Here is a 17,620-nt window from a genome sequence, read left to right on the forward strand (position 1 = left end):
GCTTTCCCAGTTCACTTCGAGAATCCGGACGGCCAACGGCACCAACCTGTCCATCAGCTGGACAAACGTGATAATGTACGATTCCGATGATTCCGCCAAAGGCATAATGAGCATTGGCATGGATAATACGGAACAGGAAAAAGCATTCGAAGAAGTTAAGCAGCTGAAGCAGGAACTTGACAAGGAAAATATTATGCTGAACCCGGTGGCAGCCGAAACTGAAGTAGCCGCTGCTGACATTATCGGAAAAAGCGAAGCCTTTCTGTATGCCGTTCAGAAATCCAGGCTGGTGGCCAATACCAATGCCAGCGTACTGTTGCTGGGAGAAACCGGATCCGGAAAAGAAATGTTTGCCGGTCTCATACACGAAAACAGTTACCGGAATGAAAAAGCATTTGTGAAAGTCAACTGCGCGGCCCTCCCTGCAGACCTGATGGAAAGTGAATTGTTCGGGCATGAAAAAGGCGCATTTACAGGCGCTGTAAGCGCCCGGAAAGGAAAGTTCGAGCTCGCCAACGGCGGCACCATCTTCCTGGATGAGATAGGTGAACTGCCCGTGTCGCTGCAGAGCAAGCTGCTCCGTGTTTTACAGAACGGTGAATTTGAAAGGATCGGGGGGCAACAGGTGATCAAGGTGGATGTCAGGGTTATTTCAGCAACCAACCGGAACCTCCAGAACGAAGTAAGGGCAGGGGCTTTCCGGGAAGACCTGTTTTACCGGTTAAATGTGTTTCCCATAACCATACCGCCTTTGCGCAAACGAAAAAGCGATATCCCGTTGCTGATATCCCATTACCTGCAGTTGTTCGCCACTGAGCAGCACAAGGAAGTATTCCAGGTATCCAAAGCAGATATGGTCAGGCTGACCGAATATTCCTGGCCGGGGAATATCCGTGAACTGAAGAACATGATCGAGCGTTCGGTGGTGATCAGCAGGGGACCCGCACTGATACTGGACTGGCAGGGCGAAGTACCCGCTATTTCCATCAGCAAAACGGACGAGCTGACAGAAAGGGAATCCATTGAATCGGTGGAAAAAGCCCATATACTGAAAGTCCTTGAACATTGTAACTGGAAAATCAATGGTGCTGATGGTGCGGCGCTGCGGCTGGGCCTGCATCCGAGTACACTGCGTTCAAAACTGAAAAAACTGGGTATTGAAAGAGCAAGAGCCAGCTGAAACTGTCTCGATATTTCGAGAGTAACGATATTTCGCTATCGAAAAACTGTTTAAGGGCTGATAGCAAACTATCGTGAATAATTGAACGCTATTGGTAATCAGGCAGGTAAAAAAATGTGTAAGATATTCCGCTGAATGGCATGTTTGTTGGCTATTATCAATTACCATGCCGATGAATTAGCCGCCATCCTTTCCCTCCATCCTGGTCCGTATCTATTCTACCCGGTACTATTAAACCAACCATATGGAGCAAGTCACTGCTTACGCGCCCACCATTCCTTTTGGAGCCGGTGCTATCGAAAGTCAGATGCAAAGGATTTTCGAGCATCCTCATTTTATGGAGTCCGGCATTCTGAAAAAATTCCTTTCATTTATTGTACATGAAACCCTTTCCGGCAACTCGGCCTGCCTTAAGGAATATACCATTGCGGTGAAGGTGCTGGAGAAGCCGGTCAATTTCAATCCCCAGCAGAACTGTATTGTCCGCATTCATGCCGGCCGTTTAAGACGGGCCTTGAACCAGTACTATGCCGAGAGTGGCAGTGAAGACCAGATCATGATCAGTATACCGAAGGGGAAGTATATTCCTGAATTCAATGACCGCTGGAGTTCCACCGGGCGGGTGGTGGCAGCAAATGGTACACGTAGCTTCGGGGACGCTGATGACCGGCAGTTGTCTGTGGCGATACTTCCATTTCTTTGTGCAGCCGCAGATGACCTGCAGAAGGCGTTTGCCGATAATGTATGCCTGCAGATTTCTGCTGCGCTGATGCAGGTGGATGAGATCTCCGTGATCGCTTATCCTGCTGTCAAGTCGCTGACCCAGAAATACCCGGATTACAGGGAACTTGGTGCTTCCATCGGATTCAATTATATCCTGACGGGGGGTATGCAATTCAGCAGGGAAAAGATCAGGGTAAATATGCAGCTGATCGAATGCCGCACCTACAAGCAGATCTGGTCCGAATTATATGAATGCAAACCTGATCCTGACAAGACGTTTGAGACCCAGGATGATATTACCAATTGCGCTGTTACCCGCCTTAAGGAATACGTCTTTTCCGTACACCCGTCTTTGCCGGTATTTGCAGCACAGATAATTTAACCGTTAACCGCTCAAACGTTTGCCGGAAGGCCTCCTGTTATACCGTAAAATCTGTGCGGGATGTGGACATCACCCTATTTTTGGGCCTATTCGGTACTGCTAAAATTTTCCTTAAAACCAGTCACGCAGGTAGCGCACACGCACTGCGCACCTGTGTTGCATCACTGTGATCATGATGGACAATAAACCCCTTTTGCTTAAACTGAGCGGTTTTGTTCCTGAGAATAACAGGAAAGAGTTTGTTCAGACTTTCAAACTGGCTTTTTCCCAGATTTCCAGTGAATGTTTGGAGAAAACACTGAGTGGCGACTGTCTTGTTAACGGATACTACCATTTTATCTCGCTGTGGCCATCCGAAAAGGCATTGCGGGATTTTATGCAATCTCCTGAATTCGTACTGATTGAAGGCGCCTTTGAAACCCTTGGAACCAGTCAAAAAACGTCGCGCATATTCAATGAAACAAAAACGTAAACGATGAAACGAACCATTTACCTCATCCTGGTGATCCTGGCATTTACCCAATGCCGCAAGTACCCCAATATGGATGACCTTTCGGGACAATTTGTAGTGTACACCAATTATGATGCAGCAGCTGATTTCAAAAGCTATCAAACCTTTGTATTACCCGACTATGTGGGCTTGATCAGCAATACATCCCAGGACAGTATTCTCGATCCGCAATACGGCGACCAGATCCTGGCATCCATCAAATCGCATATGGAGGCGCGGGGTTACACCGCGGTTGGCAGAGACGATAATCCCGATATCGGTATTGGCGCAATGGCCCTTAAAGATGTTGATATCTATACCAGCGGCTGGTACCCCGGGTACTGGTGGGGGTATCCCGGATGGGGAGGCTGCTGGTGGTACTATTGCGGCTGGTATCCCTATTATCCGCCTTATTATGGCGTGTATGTTTATGAAACTGGTTCGCTGATCATTGAAATGATTGACCTCAAGAATCCTGTTGAGGAAGATCACCGCCTGAAAGTATTGTGGACCAACTGGAATGGCGGTGCACTGGGTTCAACCGGCACCAACCTGGACAATGCATTGAATTCCATCGACCAGGCTTTCACGCAATCGCCTTATATCAGTGCACAATAAGCGCGTGGCATTTGATCATCCAATGACTAAGGTTATCACTTTTAAAAAAACAACCATGATTAGGAATATCACCCTCTCGATACTGATCCTGCTGGCCTTTGCTTTACCGGCTTCGGCACAGTCGGTCAAAGGACCCATCCCCTTCGACAATATGTTCGGATTTGCATGGGATGTCAATTTTCCCGTTGGAAATGATTTTCTCGATAAAACCAGTTTGTATGGTTTCAAGCTGGAATACCGGAGGGGCATCAAACACAACTTCTCCGTAGGTACGGAGATTGCCTGGAACAGTTACTATCAATATGTTCCGCGCACGACCTACCAGCTGAAAGACGGCGCCATTACTACTGACCTTTACAAATATATCTACACCCTTCCGCTGGCCGTAAATGCCCACTGGTATTTCAGTGGCGGAAAGATGTTCTATCCCTATGCGGGACTCGCCCTGGGTGCTACCTACAGCGAGCAGGACCTTTACTACAATACCTATGTTACCGAAGTGGACAACTGGGGCTTCCTGATCCGCCCGGAGATCGGTGCAATCATCAAGCCTTCCGAACATTCGGGATTCGGCATCCTGGTGGGCGCCCGCTACAGCTATTCCACCAACAAGGAGGATGATTTCAAGATCGATGGCCTCAAGTCGGTTGGTCTCCAGCTCGGCGTTGTGTTCATGCAGTAGGGAGTTCACGCAAATATGTCTCTTGTCTCGTAAGCAGCATAGTTTCGTTAGATCTGGTTTATTTATGGGCCTGCTCCTTGCACGGAGCAGGTTCCTTTTTTTGAGGAAAAGGGTGGGAGGAGGCGGAGCACGCAAAGTATATGGTACGGCGCTGCGCGCCTTTCGCGCAGGTTTTTTTACGCAGTTGTTTTTCAGTTTTTTCACGCAATGGCGCCGTTGGCGCCACGCAAAGGAGCAAAGACGCAAAGAAAAATAGAGGAGGGAAAGGAGTTGATAAAATGTTGCTGATGGAACTGGTATGCAGGGATTAAAAAACATAAAGTTGAAAATGACAGGAACCGGTAGCATGGCATTTGGAACATGGCTGTTGTTACTGTTGTTCCTGTTACTTCCAAAACAGGACCAGGCACAGCAATTCAACTCTGATAGCTGGTTGTCAAAACCGTGGGGAACGATTACGATTATTCCTACAGTGGGCCAGCGGAGCTCCATGCTGATGACTACCTATTCACTGTTTCCCCGGTGGGAATTCACCATTGCAGCCTACCTGTACAACAACGACAATGACCCCACCACCAACGACGGCTACTCCTCAACGCTATATGCCAAATACATGATTTATGAAAACAAGGCGCAGACCGGAGGGATTGGTGTCAAGGCTGGTACCGGCATGAGACCTGGTACACTTGATGCTGAACTGCGGGTCAAAGATGCTTTCAGGACTTACTGGATGAATGCACCCGCTACAATTCCCTTCTTTAACAACACGCTGTCGGTTGACCTGATGCCCGGGGCAAGCATGACGATCGATTATGGCAACGAAGGAAAAACAGCCTGGGCATTTACCTATTCCGGCCGGGTAGCCTGGTATCCCTTCAGTCCCACTGCTTCCATTGTGGGAGAAGTATTTGGTTCCGCCGGGAAGACCGGTACGATTCCTGAGTACAAAGCCGGCCTGCGATGGGAACCCAGCCAGTATGCCGTATTTGCACTTACTTTCGGTGATGAGTTCAGCAGCGGCCACGGTGCCGGATTTGAATTCGGCATTATGCTGTTTACGCCACAGTTCGCCTGCTTTGGCGGCTGCCAGCCCAAAGAAAAGGGAAAACGAAAAAAAATATTCAGATAGCGTTTAAAGCCTACGGTGTTTCACGCAAATGACTGAGACTTTTCTCGCTGCGCCCGTTGTTGTTTCGCGCAAAGCACGCCAAGGAGCAAAGGCGCGAAGGGATTTGTTTTAGCATGCGGGCAGATTGCCAATGTCAACGGCACTCGATTGTTTTCATTTTTTGGGATGTTTCGCATGCCATCTGTTTATTTTCCTGCATAAGACTTATCACCTTACTGTAGCGATTATGCGCATCAGTTTACCATAATTCTTTGCGTCTTTGCTCCTTGGCGTGCTTTGCGCGAAACCGTGTAGAAATAGCGTGACAGGCGCGCAGCGCCGGCCAAAGCTTTAGCGAAGGCAGGCAGCGCCATCATAGACAAATACATTATAAAGAAAGGTGCTTCATCGCTGAAGCACCTTTCACTATCAACCTGAAAGAAAGGAAAGAGCAGGATCAATAGGAATAAAATATTTTTTGCAATGCATCCGGACTCTTGGTGGTCAGCAATGCGACAGAAAGCAGTATGCGGCTCTTTTGCGGGTTATGGTCATAAGATGCGATGAGCCCCAGCTGATCATCATTCACTTCAACATTCCGGCCCACATTTCCCGTTACCACGCGGCTGCTGCGTACAACCGGGATTCCCTGTTTGGCAACTTTTGCACAGGCATCCAGTGCGGCTTTCGGCATGTTGCCATTTCCTACACCGGCAATTACGATGCCTTTGGCGCCTTTCGCTACGGATGCTTCGATCAGGTCAGCAGGCATATCGACGTCGGCATAGATGATATCAACGCGGGGGAGTGCAGTCACATTATCCACTTTAAATTCTGAACCATTTCCAAATTTGTTATAGGGATAACGATAAAACTCATTTACACCGTAGTTGGAAATACCGATCAGTCCGTTGATCGGGCTCATGAAAGTCTGTACGGCTGTGGTACTGATTTTGGTGAGGCTTTGAGCGGAATGCACCCAGTCGTTCATCACCAATAGAACGCCCCTTTTGGCAGCATTGGGATCGGCGGCGACGGCCACAGCATTATAGAGGTTCAGGGGACCATCGGCGCTCACGGCAGTGGAAGGCCGCATGGAACCCACCAGCACAACGGGTTTGTCGGTTTTGCACACCAGGTTGAGGAAGTAGGCAGTTTCTTCCATGGTATCGGTACCGTGGGTGATCACGATGCCATCCACGTCGCCTTTGGTGAGTTCGTTGATACGTTTTGCCAGTTTCAGCATGATCTCAAAGGACATGTCCTGCGAGCCGACATTGGAGATCTGCTCTCCTTTGATATTCGCCAGTTTGGTGATGTCCGGAACGGCATTCACCATCGCATCGATGGTTACCTGTCCGGAGGTGTAGCCAGCCTGGGTGCCACTTGCCGCCGCGCCGGCAATCGTACCGCCTGTAGCCAGGATGGTTACATTCGCTTTCTTCTGACCGAAGGCGGTTAGCGATGCCATAACAAGTAAGGCGACTGACGCCTTCCTGAAATAGTAGGGGAGCTTTTTCATAAAAGAGTGTTTAAGATGGTGTTGTCTTTGTAGTTTGATCAATTATATGTTTGAAGTCCGCGGTTTATAGGTTGTTTTGAGGTCAGGGGCAAAACTTACATTTGTCTGGAGATTGAATATGATCAGGCTTTGGTGCCAAACGTCAAACATCCAACGTCAAGCCCCAAACCCCAAACCCAACTCCAGACTTCAGACCCCAAACCCCAAACTTTTTTCCTACTGCTTCTCACCCGTCAGCGCCACCGGATCGAGCAACTTCTTGATCTGTGCTTCTGTCAGCAGTTTCTTTTCACGGATCAGTTCAATGATACCTTTTCCGGAGGTCAGCGCTTCCTTGGCCAGTTCAGTGGTTTTCTCATAGCCCAGCACAGGGTTCAGGGCGGTCACAATACCTACACTACGGTTGATGTATTTTTCCAGCACATCTTTGTTGGCAGTAATACCTTCAATACAATTCTTTCTGAACAATGGCATTGATTTGAAGAGTAATCCCTGTGATTCCATAATCGCGATGGCTTCAACAGGTTCATAGGCATTAAGCTGCAGCAGGCCGTTTTGTGCTGCGAGGGTGACCGTCACATCATTGCCGATCACTTTATAGCAAACTTCATTCATCAGCTCCGGCATCACGGGATTCACTTTTCCGGGCATAATGGACGAGCCGGGCTGCAGTGCGGGAAGGTTGATCTCAAAGATGCCGGTACGCGGTCCGGATGCGAGGATTATGAGGTCGCTGGAGATCTTGGATAATGCAACAGCAAAACTTTTCAGTACGGAAGAATACAGTACAAATGCCTGCTGGCTGCTGGTGGCAGCAATCAGGTCCTTACTCATGACGATTGGCTTGCCGGTGATTTTGGCGAGTTCAACGGCGCATTTTTCTGCATAGCCTGGTGAAGCAGTTATACCGGTACCGATAGCGGTGGCCCCCATGTTCTGGTCACACAGCGCCGCTTCTACTTTCTTCATCGCAGCGATCTCTGCATCCAGCTGTACGCCGAAAGCATGAAATTCCTGTCCAAGGGTCATGGGAACAGCATCCTGACCTTCGGTACGGCCCATTTTGACAATACCTTTGAATTCATCTCCTTTCTTATGAAAGGCCTGTGCCAGTGCGGTGGCTTCTTTTACAAGCTTGTCGTTGTGCAGCAGCAGGGCGATCTTGATAGCGGTAGGGTAGGAGTCGTTCGTGGACTGACCCATATTGAGGTCATCATGCGGCTCAATGATATTGTATTCCCCTTTCTTGTGACCACTCAGTTCAAGCGCAATATTGGCGAGTACTTCGTTCGCATTCATATTGGCTGACGTGCCGGCTCCGCCCTGGTACATATCTACCAGGAACTGGTCATGATATTTGCCATCCATCACTGCCTGGCAGGCCTTTTCAATGGCCTGCAACTTTTCGGGTTTCATGCGGCCCACCTGTGTATTGGCGCGGGCTGCCGCCAGCTTGACGATAGCGAAAGCCTTAACATAATCCGGGAAAAAAGAAGTCGGCATGCTGCTGACGCGAAAATTCTCAAGCGCCCTTGCTGTCTGCACCCCGTAGTAAGCATCATTGGGAATTTGTTTGTCACCCAGCAGGTCGTGTTCCGTACGGGTGCCCTGTGCAAAAAGTAAGCTGGTGGTATTCAGTAAAATCAGGCAGGAGATGGCGGAGAGGAGTTTCTTTTTCATTTCAAGGTGTTTTTGAAGGCCGCGCGGAAGGCCGATGATGCGTAGGATCAAGGTACTTGCTTCCGGACCGGCTACCTGAATTCCTGTTGGATTAACCGTAAAACGAGACGATGTTTTACAGTTATATGGGGCTTTCATTTGGCAGAAACATGGTCAGCTAACGGTTTCAGAAGGGGTAGTTTAACCGTTAAACGCCGGTAGTTGTCCCAGAGGCAAAACAAAGCGTCTAATTTTAATCAGATACAAACCATCAACCTAAAAACATTTCTTATGAAGAAGACAATGCTGCTGAGGAACCTCCTCTTTTCTGCAGCCTGGTTGCTGATCACCACTGCCGCGACGGCGCAGGAAGAAGAGAAAACCAAAGTCATGGAGATCTATGGTTTTATCATGATGGATGCGGGCTACGATTTTAACCAGATCCACCCCGACTGGTATGATGTGGTTCGTCCTACAAAATTACCCTCCTATAAGAATCAATACGGCACTGATGGCAATACCTATTTTTCAGTACGACAGACACGCCTGGGATTCAAGAACTGGTTTAAGACCGGACTGGGCGAACTGAAGACGCAATTCGAATTTGAAATGTTCGGTACCGGTGTCGATGCGGGACAAACCACGATCCGCCTCCGGCATGCGTATGCTGAATTGGGCAAGTTTGGTGCAGGCCAGTACTGGAGTCCCTTTATGGATATTGATGTATTTCCCAATACGGTTGAATATTGGGGTCCCACGGGCATGGCTTTCTTCCGAAACATACAGGTGCGTTATATGCCCATCCAGGGCGATACGCGGCTGACTATTGCGCTGGAAAGGCCGGGCGCCAGTGCGGACCAGGGTGTGTATGATGATCGTCTGGCACTGGACAGCGTGCATGGACGATTCCCACTGCCGGATCTTTCTGCCGAATATCGCCATGCTTTCAAATGGGGTTATATTGAGCTGGCAGGTATTGTTCGTAAAATGGAATGGGAAGACCAGAATCCCACCGGCTACGACCTTTCCGGAGACGGTGTGGGTTGGGGACTTAACCTGAGCACGAATATTAAGATCGGACCGAGAGTGGTGTTCCGCGGATCAGCGCTTTATGGTGAAGGTGTGCAGAACTATATGAACGATGCGCCGGTGGACGTAGCACTGAAAAATACAGGAAACCCTTCCAAGCCTGTTGAAGGCGTTTTGCTTCCCGTAACCGGACTGGTGGGCTTTTTTGACATCAACTGGAATGAAAAATTCAGCAGTTCTTTCGGTTACTCCTCCATTGATATCGACAACTCCAATGCGCAGAATGTCGATGCTTTCAAAAAGGGTCAATACGCTATCGGCAACCTGATGTGGTACCCGGTAAAGAATGCTATGATGGGTGTTGAATTCCAGTGGGGAGACCGTGATAATTATAAAGATGGTTGGAGTACTTCCATCTCCAAGCTGCAGTTCTCCTTCAAATACAATTTCTCTCAGTCTTTCTACACCAAAAAGAATGACTGAGGGCTGAAACCATCTGTATGAACCGATCGGGCCGGTTGGCATTGCTGGTTGCAGGTACCCTCAGCGTTGCGTTGGTTAACGCGCAGGATACTACGCGGGTGATGCCGAATGGTACAGACGGACTTGTTTTTAAAGCGCGTCCTGCTGATTCCACTTTTGAGAACACACCAAAAGCACTTGCGCCAAATGAATTTGCCGGCACCTACTCCACTTTCAGGATAGGTGCCGGTTTCATTGGTGACTTCACCAGCTATTCGGAAAGCAGCACGTTCAAAAAGCAGATGGATTCGCTGAACATCGATCTGCGACCCACCTACAAAACACGCGATTTCCGGATCCTGGCCAGCGGGCGCTTCCTTAAATCCAAAAGATATCTCGCCTGGAAATTCGCCTATATGTACGACGGCGATAAGGGCGTCTGGATGGTACGCGAATCCGGATTGACTATCGGGGTGCCTGAACTGTTCGGGCATATTTTTGTAGGCCGCACCAAGGAAGGTTATTCGATGATCAAGGTAATGAATGGTCATTCCGGGCTCACCAATGAGCGCCAGATGGCACTCGACCCGATTCCCATTCTTGCCGATGGCATCAAATGGTTTGGTTACCACCAAAAAACCCGCATTTTCTGGAACCTCGGTTACTTCAATGACCTCACTTCGAAAGGACAGGGTTTCTCCACTTTTGAATGGCAGTATGTGGGCAGGGTCGGATGGATGCCTATCAACAATCCGAAACGGAAGGAGTTCTTTCACATAGCTGCAAACCTGCGATATGCTAAACCGTTTGAAGGAAAATTCACCGTGAAAAGCCGACCGGAATCCAACCCGACGCCACAACTGATCAATACAGGTGAATTTGCCACCAACCGTTCCAGCCATACCGGCATTGAAGCTTACTATACCAATAACCGGTTTACGATCGGTACCGAGATCATGGCGCATCATTTCTATGATGAAAAACAGGAGAACTACAGGTTTAACGGGGGCGATGTGGTGCTCAGTTATTTTTTTACCCGAACCAGCAGACCTTACAATACCACCGGAAGCATCTACGGTTTTGTTCCGGTTAACAAATCTGTATTTAAAGGTGGATGGGGAGAAATCGAAGGCGTTTTGCACCTTTCCTCGTTTGATCTCAACGACCGTTCGATCCAGGGAGGGAAGTTCACCAGGATCACCCCGATGATCAACTGGTACCTCTCCAAAGCGCTGCGCTGCGAATTCATTTATGGTTATGGCATATTGGATCGTTTCCGGATGAAAGGCCATGTGCACTTCTTTGAAACGCGCTTACAGATCACCGTGATGTAATTTTTTACCCCGCTTTACTGTACCGATGCCGGTAATCCATAGGGGAGAGGCCGGTTATTTTTTTGAACACTTCCCGAAAGGCTTTGTCGTCAGTATAACCCACATCACTCATCACCTCAAACACGGTCTTCCGGCCTTTTTCCAGTTCCTTTTTGGCGGCTTCGATCTTGACGCGCTGCAGGTATTCAACCGGAGTATTGCCCGTTGCCTTTACAAAGCGGCGGTCAAAGTTGCGACGGCTGATGGCGAGTTGTATTGCCAGTTTTTCAAAGGAGATCTTTTCTTCAATATTGTCTTCAATATACTGCTGTGCCCGGCTGATAATGTCGTCGCCATGACTCTTCTGCACATGAAAAATAGTAAAGGGGCTTTGTGTGGTGCGTTCGATATCGATCTGGAAAATCTTGGAGCAGAAGATAGCGGTCGGCCTGTCGAAGATCTTCTCCACGAGGTACAACATAAGGTTGAGAAAGGAATATCCGCCACCATTGGTATAAATGCCGTTTTCATCGGTAATGATTTTGTCTGCGGCAATTCTTACCCTGGGAAACCGCTCATGGAACTCGCTGACAACATTCCAGTGCGTGGAGCAAAGCCGGTCATCCAGCAGGCCGGTAGCGGCCAGCAGGAATGCGCCGGAACACATACTGGCAATCTCCGCACCGTCGCGGTATTGCCGGCTGATCCAGTCAATCAGGTTACTGTTTTGCCTGATCAGTTCTTCATAATCGCCAAACAGGGAAGGAATGATCAGGAGATCGGTTTTCTTAATCTGCCGGATATCGCCGGGATGTATGGCGAAATAATGCTGGTGGACAGGCAATTCCGAAACAAAACCTGCGATCTGTACTTTCAGCTTCGGTGGATTGCCGATGCGCTGCCAGTAGTCATCTGCTCTTGTAAGGATTTCATAAGCGCCGGCAAGGCTGTTCAGGTTAATCTCGCCATCGGGCACCACCAGGGTGACATGTTTCATGTCCTTATTTTTTACAAAATTAAGGATACATGGTGGCCAGATCAACCTGTTCCGGTGGCCGGTTTACACCCGGTTGCTGTATTTGCAATCAGTAGGTGACTGTTACGCCACCACCCCAGCCCATATCGCTGTCGTAGTGGGTGGAGAGTGAAAAATATTTTGTGACGATATACCGCAGGCCGGTCATGTATTCCTTGTCGGTATTGACGTAGAAGTTGAAACGCAGGCGTTTGGTTACGGCAACATCTTCGCGGCCCAGCTGGAAACGCAACTTGCCCTCCGTATCCACCCGCGCATCCGCGCGGATCAGTAAGGGCAACACATACTGCACACCAAAGCAGATAACAGACCGCTCATCTTTGGTATTGGTCTGCCCGAACAGATTTTTGTCATCTTCCGCTTTGCCATGGTGTCCATATTCCCGCGACCGCCAATCGTACCCGATATAGGGCATCAGCCACTGGTTGCGCCCGATGTACCGGCCGATATGGGTCTCGCTTTCATAACCTTTCTCTTTGTTGATGCCGAGCCGCCATTCAGTATCAAATGACCAGCGCGTGTTGGCCAGCCGGATTTCACCGTCGCTGCCGTTGCTTTCCAGGCCGATCTGGGCAGACAGGAACAGCCTGCGGTCATCGCGGTATACTTTCCGGATATTCTGCTGAAAACCCTGCTGGCTGTTGTGCGCGCTATAAGGCAGCATTTGTTGATCCTGTTGTTTGCCGGGGGTAACGGCAACGCCAGTCGTATCATAGCTGAAGATCCTGCCCATTCCGGCCATCATATGGTAAAGGATATGGCAATGGAAGAACCAGTCGCCGTATTGCTCCGAAGCGTGGAATTCGATGGTGTCGGTTTCCATGGGCATCACATCGAGTACAGATTTCAACGGTGCATTGTCTCCCTGCCCGTTCAGTACGCGGAAAAAGTGTCCGTGCAGGTGCATCGGGTGGCGCATCATTGAATTGTTGCGGATGATGATGCGGATGTTTTCCCCTTTTTTGATGAGGACCTTATCAGATTCAGAAACTGTTTTATTGTTGATGGTCCACACATAGCGGTTCATATTCCCTGTCAGTTCAAAAAGCATTTCCCTGACCGGGCCGTCCGGTAGTTTGGTACTGGCAGGTGCCCGCAGGAGGGAATAGTTCAACGCCGTGATCTCCTGGTTGCTGTCCACTAGCTCAGGGTACATTACCGTATTCATGTCCATCTGCTGAAGGCTCATGCTCATGCCCATATCATTCATGGTGCCGTCCATATTCATCATATCGTTCATCATCTTCATGCCTTCAAAATATTTCAGGCGGGGCAGGGCGCCGGCCGGATGCCTGCTGCCTTCACCCAGCCACAAGGACGTGCTTTTGGTACGGTCTTCAGCGGTAGCCATGAATTCATAGCTGCCGCTTGCAGGAATGGTCACGACAACATCATAGGTTTCAGATACGCCTACGATCAGGCGGTCTACTTCCACAGGTTCTACGTCCTGTCCGTCTGACGCCACCACGGTGATTTTTCCACCAGCCCAGCGCAACCAGAAATAGGTGGAGGAGCTGCCGTTGATGACACGGAGCCGCACCTTGTCGCCTGCTTTATATAGCGGCGCTGTTTCTTCAGGTTTTCCATTTACCGTAAACTGGTCATAGTAAACGTCGCTTACATCCATAGCCAGCATCCTTTTCCATTCGTTGTTGAATTTAACGCCCAGCTTTTTTTCGCGGCCCGCCTGCCAGTAATCCTGGGCGGCATTTTTCCGGATTGCATACCAGTCGGTTGCGCTATGCAGTGATCGTTCGATCTGCTCCGGTTTTTCATTGGTCCAGTCGCTCAGCAACACGGTATGTTCATTTTTCCGTTCGCTGTTTCGCTTGTCGATAATGAATGCTCCGTACATGCCGGATTGTTCCTGCAGCATGGAGTGGGAATGGTACCAGTAAGTGCCGTTCTGCACGATCGGAAAGGAATAAACGAGGGTGCTGTGCGCTTTGATGGGTGTGGTGGTAAGATAAGGTACGCCGTCCTGTTCGTTGGGCAGGATGAGGCCATGCCAGTGGATGGAAGTCTCCATGTGCATCAGGTTGTGCACATGGAGTTCGGCAGTATCGCCTTCGGTGAAACGGAGTTCCGGGGCGGGGATTGTACCGTTGATGGCAATGGCTTTGGCTTTTTTCCCGGTATAATTCACCACGGTATCTGTGATATACAGGTGGTAAATGATCCGGCCACCGGAAACTGTACGGAAAGGTTCACGGTGTGGCGTAGCCGACGCTGCCGGGCTATGCTGCGGCTGAGCATGCTGTGCCTGCAGCGGTCTGACAGGGAATATTGCTGTGAGCAGCAGGAGCAATGACGCCATGGGCGTTGCAAGAATGGAACTCCGTTTCATGTACGCTTATTGAATCGTCTCTTTAACTGAACCGCAGGTGAGCATGGCACTGCCATAGTAAGGATTTTTAATTGCCTGTTCTGCACTGAGCCAGGAAGCTTTTTTCATAGGACAGTAAGCGATGTAGGCCGGAGCATCAACTTTGGACGCTTTTACCACCGGAATCAGGTTGTCTGACAGCACCTGGAATGCGGCCCGCTGTTTCGCAAGATCCTTTCCGGATGCAATAGCCTTACTGTTTTCCAGGAGTTTTTCCCTGACTGGTTTCAGGGCGGCCTGTTCACTGGCGGCGAGACTGCCGGTATTAATGTTCTGAAGCGCCCCGGTGAACGCTGTTGCAGCTTTGGCAGCAGCAGCGGGATCTCCGGCGACAAGGGCATTTTTGATACCATAGTATTGCTGCAGCAGGTTATTAACGGGTGTTTTATCCTGGCTGAAAGCCAGGAAGGGTACGGCAAGTGCCATCGTGGTCACGGCGAAGAATTGTCTGATCGTTTGCATGATAAATTGTTTGAGATTAGTTTAATTTTTCTGCTTTGTAGCCGACGCTTTCCAGGGCGCTGACCACAGCGGTGGCTTCAGCAGCATCTTCCGCTTTTATGGTCAGTATTTTGGATGGGTCACCCGTATCTACTTTCCAGTTGTTTTCGCCAACGGTTTTATTCAGTACCGGTGTAACGGCGGCAATACAGCCTGCACATTTGATCGTCGTTTTGAATTGTATTGTTTCCATATGCTTAATTGACATTGTTTTGATGATGTAAAGGTACCCCGACGCCCCGGAGAGATTGTTATAGCATTTTTGCCTTCCTGTATATAATTATTCAGGGAAGGCGGCGCCATTTCAGGCGGAGGCTGTTGGTCACCACACTTACGGAGCTTAATGCCATAGCAGCACCTGCGATCATGGGATCCAGCAGGAAACCGTTGAACGGGTAGAGGACTCCGGCTGCAATGGGAATGCCGACCAGGTTGTAAATGAAGGCCCAGAAAAGGTTCTGGCGGATGGTTTGGACAGTGTGGCGGGAGAGGGTAAGGGCACGGGGAATGGTGTTCAGGTCTGAAGTGATCAGCGTCATTTTCGCTACATCCATCGCGATGTCGGAGCCTTTGCCCATAGCGATGCTTACATCCGCCTGCGCCAGGGCCTGGGAGTCGTTGATACCGTCGCCCACCATAGCGACGATATCACCCTTGTGCTGCAGTTGCGCAACAAAGGCGGCCTTATCCGATGGCAGTACTTCCGCCCTGAATTGCCTGATCCCTGCTTCCCGCGCAACGGCTGCGGCAGTGTGCTGATTGTCGCCCGTGAGCATGTATACGCTAATGCCCTGGTCCTGCAAAGACCTGACCGCGGCAACTGAACCTGCCTTTACCTTGTCAGTGATGGCAATGATCGCTTCCAGTGATTTGTCTGCAGACAGCAACACCACTGTTTTCGCCTGTTGCTGCAGCGCCGTCAGTTGTGCCTGTTGTGCGGCACTCACAGGTACCCCCAGTTCCTGCAGCAGGGCAAGGTTGCCAACCCCCCAGGTTTTACCCGCATAAGTTGACCTGACGCCTTTGCCGGTGACACTTTCAACGGCACCCACGGTTATGGCCGGTAAGTTTTCTTTTCCGAGGTATTCCACTACAGCTGCTGCCAGGGGATGCTCCGATTGTTGTTCAATAGCCAGGAGGATGGCTTTCGCCTGATCAGGTTCCCGGCTGGTGAGGATGAGGTCTGTTACTTCCGGTTTTCCTTCTGTAATAGTTCCCGTTTTATCGAGAACTATGGCAGTAACCTTATGGGCCAGTTCCAGGCTTTCTGCATCCCGGATGAGGATATGATTTTCTGCACCCTTGCCGACGCCTACCATAATCGCGGTGGGGGTGGCGAGCCCCAACGCACAGGGGCAAGCGATCACCAGTACGGTAACGGCAGTGAGCAGGGCATGGGTAAAGGCATTCTCGCCACCCCAGATCATCCAGGCGGCAAAGGTGAGCAGGGCAATGCCAATCACTACCGGTACGAAAATCCCGGCGATTTTGTCCACCAGTTTCTGGACTGGTGCTTTACTGCCCTGGGCTTCCTGTACCATTTTGATGATCTGTGCCAACACCGTGTCGCCACCAACTTTATCGGCCCGGAACCGGAAACTTCCCTTCTGGTTGATCGTGCCGGCAAATACCCGGGCACCGGTTGCTTTAAGGACTGCTACCGGCTCACCGGTGATCATACTTTCATCCACGTACGATGCGCCTTCGCTCACCATGCCGTCCACGGGAACTTTTTCGCCGGGCTTTACCAGCAGGATGTCATCCACTTTCACCTGGACGACCGGGATGTCTTCATAGGCGCCGTCCTGGTGAACGATCGTGACCGTGTCGGGCTGAAGGCCTATCAGTTTTTTCAGGGCTGCGGAGGTGCCTGCTTTCGCTTTCTCTTCCAGCAGCTTGCCCAGGGAGATAAAGGCGATCACTACGGCAGCTGCTTCGAAATAAACATGCGGATGAATGCCTCTTGCGTGCCAGAATTCCGGATAGATAGTGTTGAAGACACTGAACACCCAGGCCACGCCTGTGCTCAGGGCAACCAGGGTATCCATATTGGCCCGGCCATTCCGCGCCTGCTTCCAGGCATTGACAAAGAAATTGCGGCCGAAGTAAAATACTACCGGCGTCGACAATGCCATCATGATCCAGTTGGCGTAGGGAAGATCCATCCAGAACATCCCGATGATCACTACCGGAAGGGATAGTGCCCCGGCCCATACTGTGCGGCGCCTCAGGTTATGGTAATGTTGCTGTTGTGCAGTAGCGGTAATGGCTTTGCTGTTTTCCGTGTCGATCACCAGGTCGTAACCGATGGAGCGTACCGTTTGCTGCAAGGAGGTTCTGGGAGCCTGTATCGGATCATATTCCACCCAGGCTGTCTGGCTCGCGAAATTGACCCCGGCATCTTTAACGCCTTTGGCTGATTTCAGCATGGATTCCACGCTCACTGCGCAGGCAGCACAGGTCATTTCGAGTACGGGAAAAGTTTCTTTTACAAGAGACATTTTGAAATCTTTTTACAAATTTCCCCCT

Annotated in this window: 15 protein-coding genes; 8 read left to right on the forward strand and 7 right to left on the reverse strand. The window is 50.1% G+C overall.

Going from position 1 to position 17,620, the window contains the following annotated elements:
* The 6 genes from FPE01S_RS15275 to FPE01S_RS15305 form a co-directional block, all read left to right on the forward strand.
* Nucleotides 1-1,180: sigma-54 interaction domain-containing protein (locus FPE01S_RS15275; protein ID WP_157474055.1), on the forward strand; the 1,180-nt coding region annotated here is incomplete at its 5' end.
* Nucleotides 1,181-1,424: 244 nt separating this feature from the next.
* Nucleotides 1,425-2,285: a hypothetical protein gene (locus FPE01S_RS15280; RefSeq protein ID WP_046369956.1), complete on the forward strand. Its 861-nt coding sequence runs from the start codon at nucleotides 1,425-1,427 to the stop codon at nucleotides 2,283-2,285.
* A 172-nt stretch (nucleotides 2,286-2,457) separates the two neighbouring features.
* Nucleotides 2,458-2,757 (forward strand): hypothetical protein, encoded by a 300-nt coding sequence (locus FPE01S_RS15285; protein ID WP_046369957.1) that lies wholly within the window; start codon nucleotides 2,458-2,460, stop codon nucleotides 2,755-2,757.
* Between the two features lie 3 nt (nucleotides 2,758-2,760).
* Nucleotides 2,761-3,393, forward strand: coding sequence for a DUF4136 domain-containing protein (locus FPE01S_RS15290; RefSeq protein WP_046369958.1), 633 nt, complete (start codon nucleotides 2,761-2,763; stop codon nucleotides 3,391-3,393).
* A 55-nt stretch (nucleotides 3,394-3,448) separates the two neighbouring features.
* The gene (locus FPE01S_RS15295; RefSeq protein WP_169749177.1) at nucleotides 3,449-4,075 is read left to right on the forward strand and encodes a putative outer membrane beta-barrel protein; all 627 of its coding nucleotides are present in this window, start codon (nucleotides 3,449-3,451) and stop codon (nucleotides 4,073-4,075) included.
* Between the two features lie 346 nt (nucleotides 4,076-4,421).
* Entirely contained in the window at nucleotides 4,422-5,204 is a 783-nt protein-coding gene (locus FPE01S_RS15305) for a hypothetical protein (protein WP_046370624.1), read from the forward strand.
* A 436-nt stretch (nucleotides 5,205-5,640) separates the two neighbouring features.
* Here the strand turns inward: FPE01S_RS15305 and FPE01S_RS15315 are convergent, their stop codons facing one another.
* Together FPE01S_RS15315 and FPE01S_RS15320 are read right to left on the reverse strand one after the other, a co-directional pair.
* Entirely contained in the window at nucleotides 5,641-6,705 is a 1,065-nt protein-coding gene (locus FPE01S_RS15315) for a type II asparaginase (protein WP_046369962.1), read from the reverse strand.
* 216 nt (nucleotides 6,706-6,921) lie between these two features.
* Nucleotides 6,922-8,385, reverse strand: a complete 1,464-nt coding sequence (locus tag FPE01S_RS15320; protein ID WP_083990334.1) for an aspartate ammonia-lyase — start codon at nucleotides 8,383-8,385, stop codon at nucleotides 6,922-6,924.
* A 270-nt stretch (nucleotides 8,386-8,655) separates the two neighbouring features.
* Between FPE01S_RS15320 and FPE01S_RS15325 the strand changes: the two genes are divergently transcribed.
* Together FPE01S_RS15325 and FPE01S_RS15330 are read left to right on the forward strand one after the other, a co-directional pair.
* A complete protein-coding gene (locus FPE01S_RS15325; RefSeq protein WP_157474056.1) occupies nucleotides 8,656-9,876 on the forward strand; it encodes a DcaP family trimeric outer membrane transporter in 1,221 nt (406 codons plus the stop codon).
* A gap of 17 nt (nucleotides 9,877-9,893) precedes the next feature.
* Nucleotides 9,894-11,189, forward strand: a complete 1,296-nt coding sequence (locus tag FPE01S_RS15330; RefSeq protein ID WP_046369964.1) for an OprO/OprP family phosphate-selective porin — start codon at nucleotides 9,894-9,896, stop codon at nucleotides 11,187-11,189.
* A gap of 4 nt (nucleotides 11,190-11,193) precedes the next feature.
* Here the strand turns inward: FPE01S_RS15330 and FPE01S_RS15335 are convergent, their stop codons facing one another.
* The 5 genes from FPE01S_RS15335 to FPE01S_RS15355 all read right to left on the reverse strand — a co-directional run bounded on the left by FPE01S_RS15335 (nucleotide 11,194) and on the right by FPE01S_RS15355 (nucleotide 17,592).
* Nucleotides 11,194-12,165: a GlxA family transcriptional regulator gene (locus FPE01S_RS15335; protein WP_046369965.1), complete on the reverse strand. Its 972-nt coding sequence runs from the start codon at nucleotides 12,163-12,165 to the stop codon at nucleotides 11,194-11,196.
* Between the two features lie 88 nt (nucleotides 12,166-12,253).
* Nucleotides 12,254-14,551 carry a multicopper oxidase family protein gene (locus FPE01S_RS15340; protein WP_245624010.1) on the reverse strand — a complete coding sequence of 766 codons (2,298 nt, stop codon included), beginning with the start codon at nucleotides 14,549-14,551 and terminating at the stop codon, nucleotides 12,254-12,256.
* Between the two features lie 6 nt (nucleotides 14,552-14,557).
* Entirely contained in the window at nucleotides 14,558-15,052 is a 495-nt protein-coding gene (locus FPE01S_RS15345; protein WP_052955872.1) for a DUF3347 domain-containing protein, read from the reverse strand.
* Nucleotides 15,053-15,068: 16 nt separating this feature from the next.
* Nucleotides 15,069-15,284 (reverse strand): heavy-metal-associated domain-containing protein, encoded by a 216-nt coding sequence (locus tag FPE01S_RS15350; protein ID WP_046369966.1) that lies wholly within the window; start codon nucleotides 15,282-15,284, stop codon nucleotides 15,069-15,071.
* Nucleotides 15,285-15,375: 91 nt separating this feature from the next.
* Nucleotides 15,376-17,592, reverse strand: a complete 2,217-nt coding sequence (locus tag FPE01S_RS15355; RefSeq protein ID WP_046369967.1) for a heavy metal translocating P-type ATPase — start codon at nucleotides 17,590-17,592, stop codon at nucleotides 15,376-15,378.
* Nucleotides 17,593-17,620: the final 28 nt, after the last annotated feature.

Source organism: Flavihumibacter petaseus NBRC 106054, from assembly GCF_000974785.1.
Lineage (GTDB): Bacteria > Bacteroidota > Bacteroidia > Chitinophagales > Chitinophagaceae > Flavihumibacter > Flavihumibacter petaseus.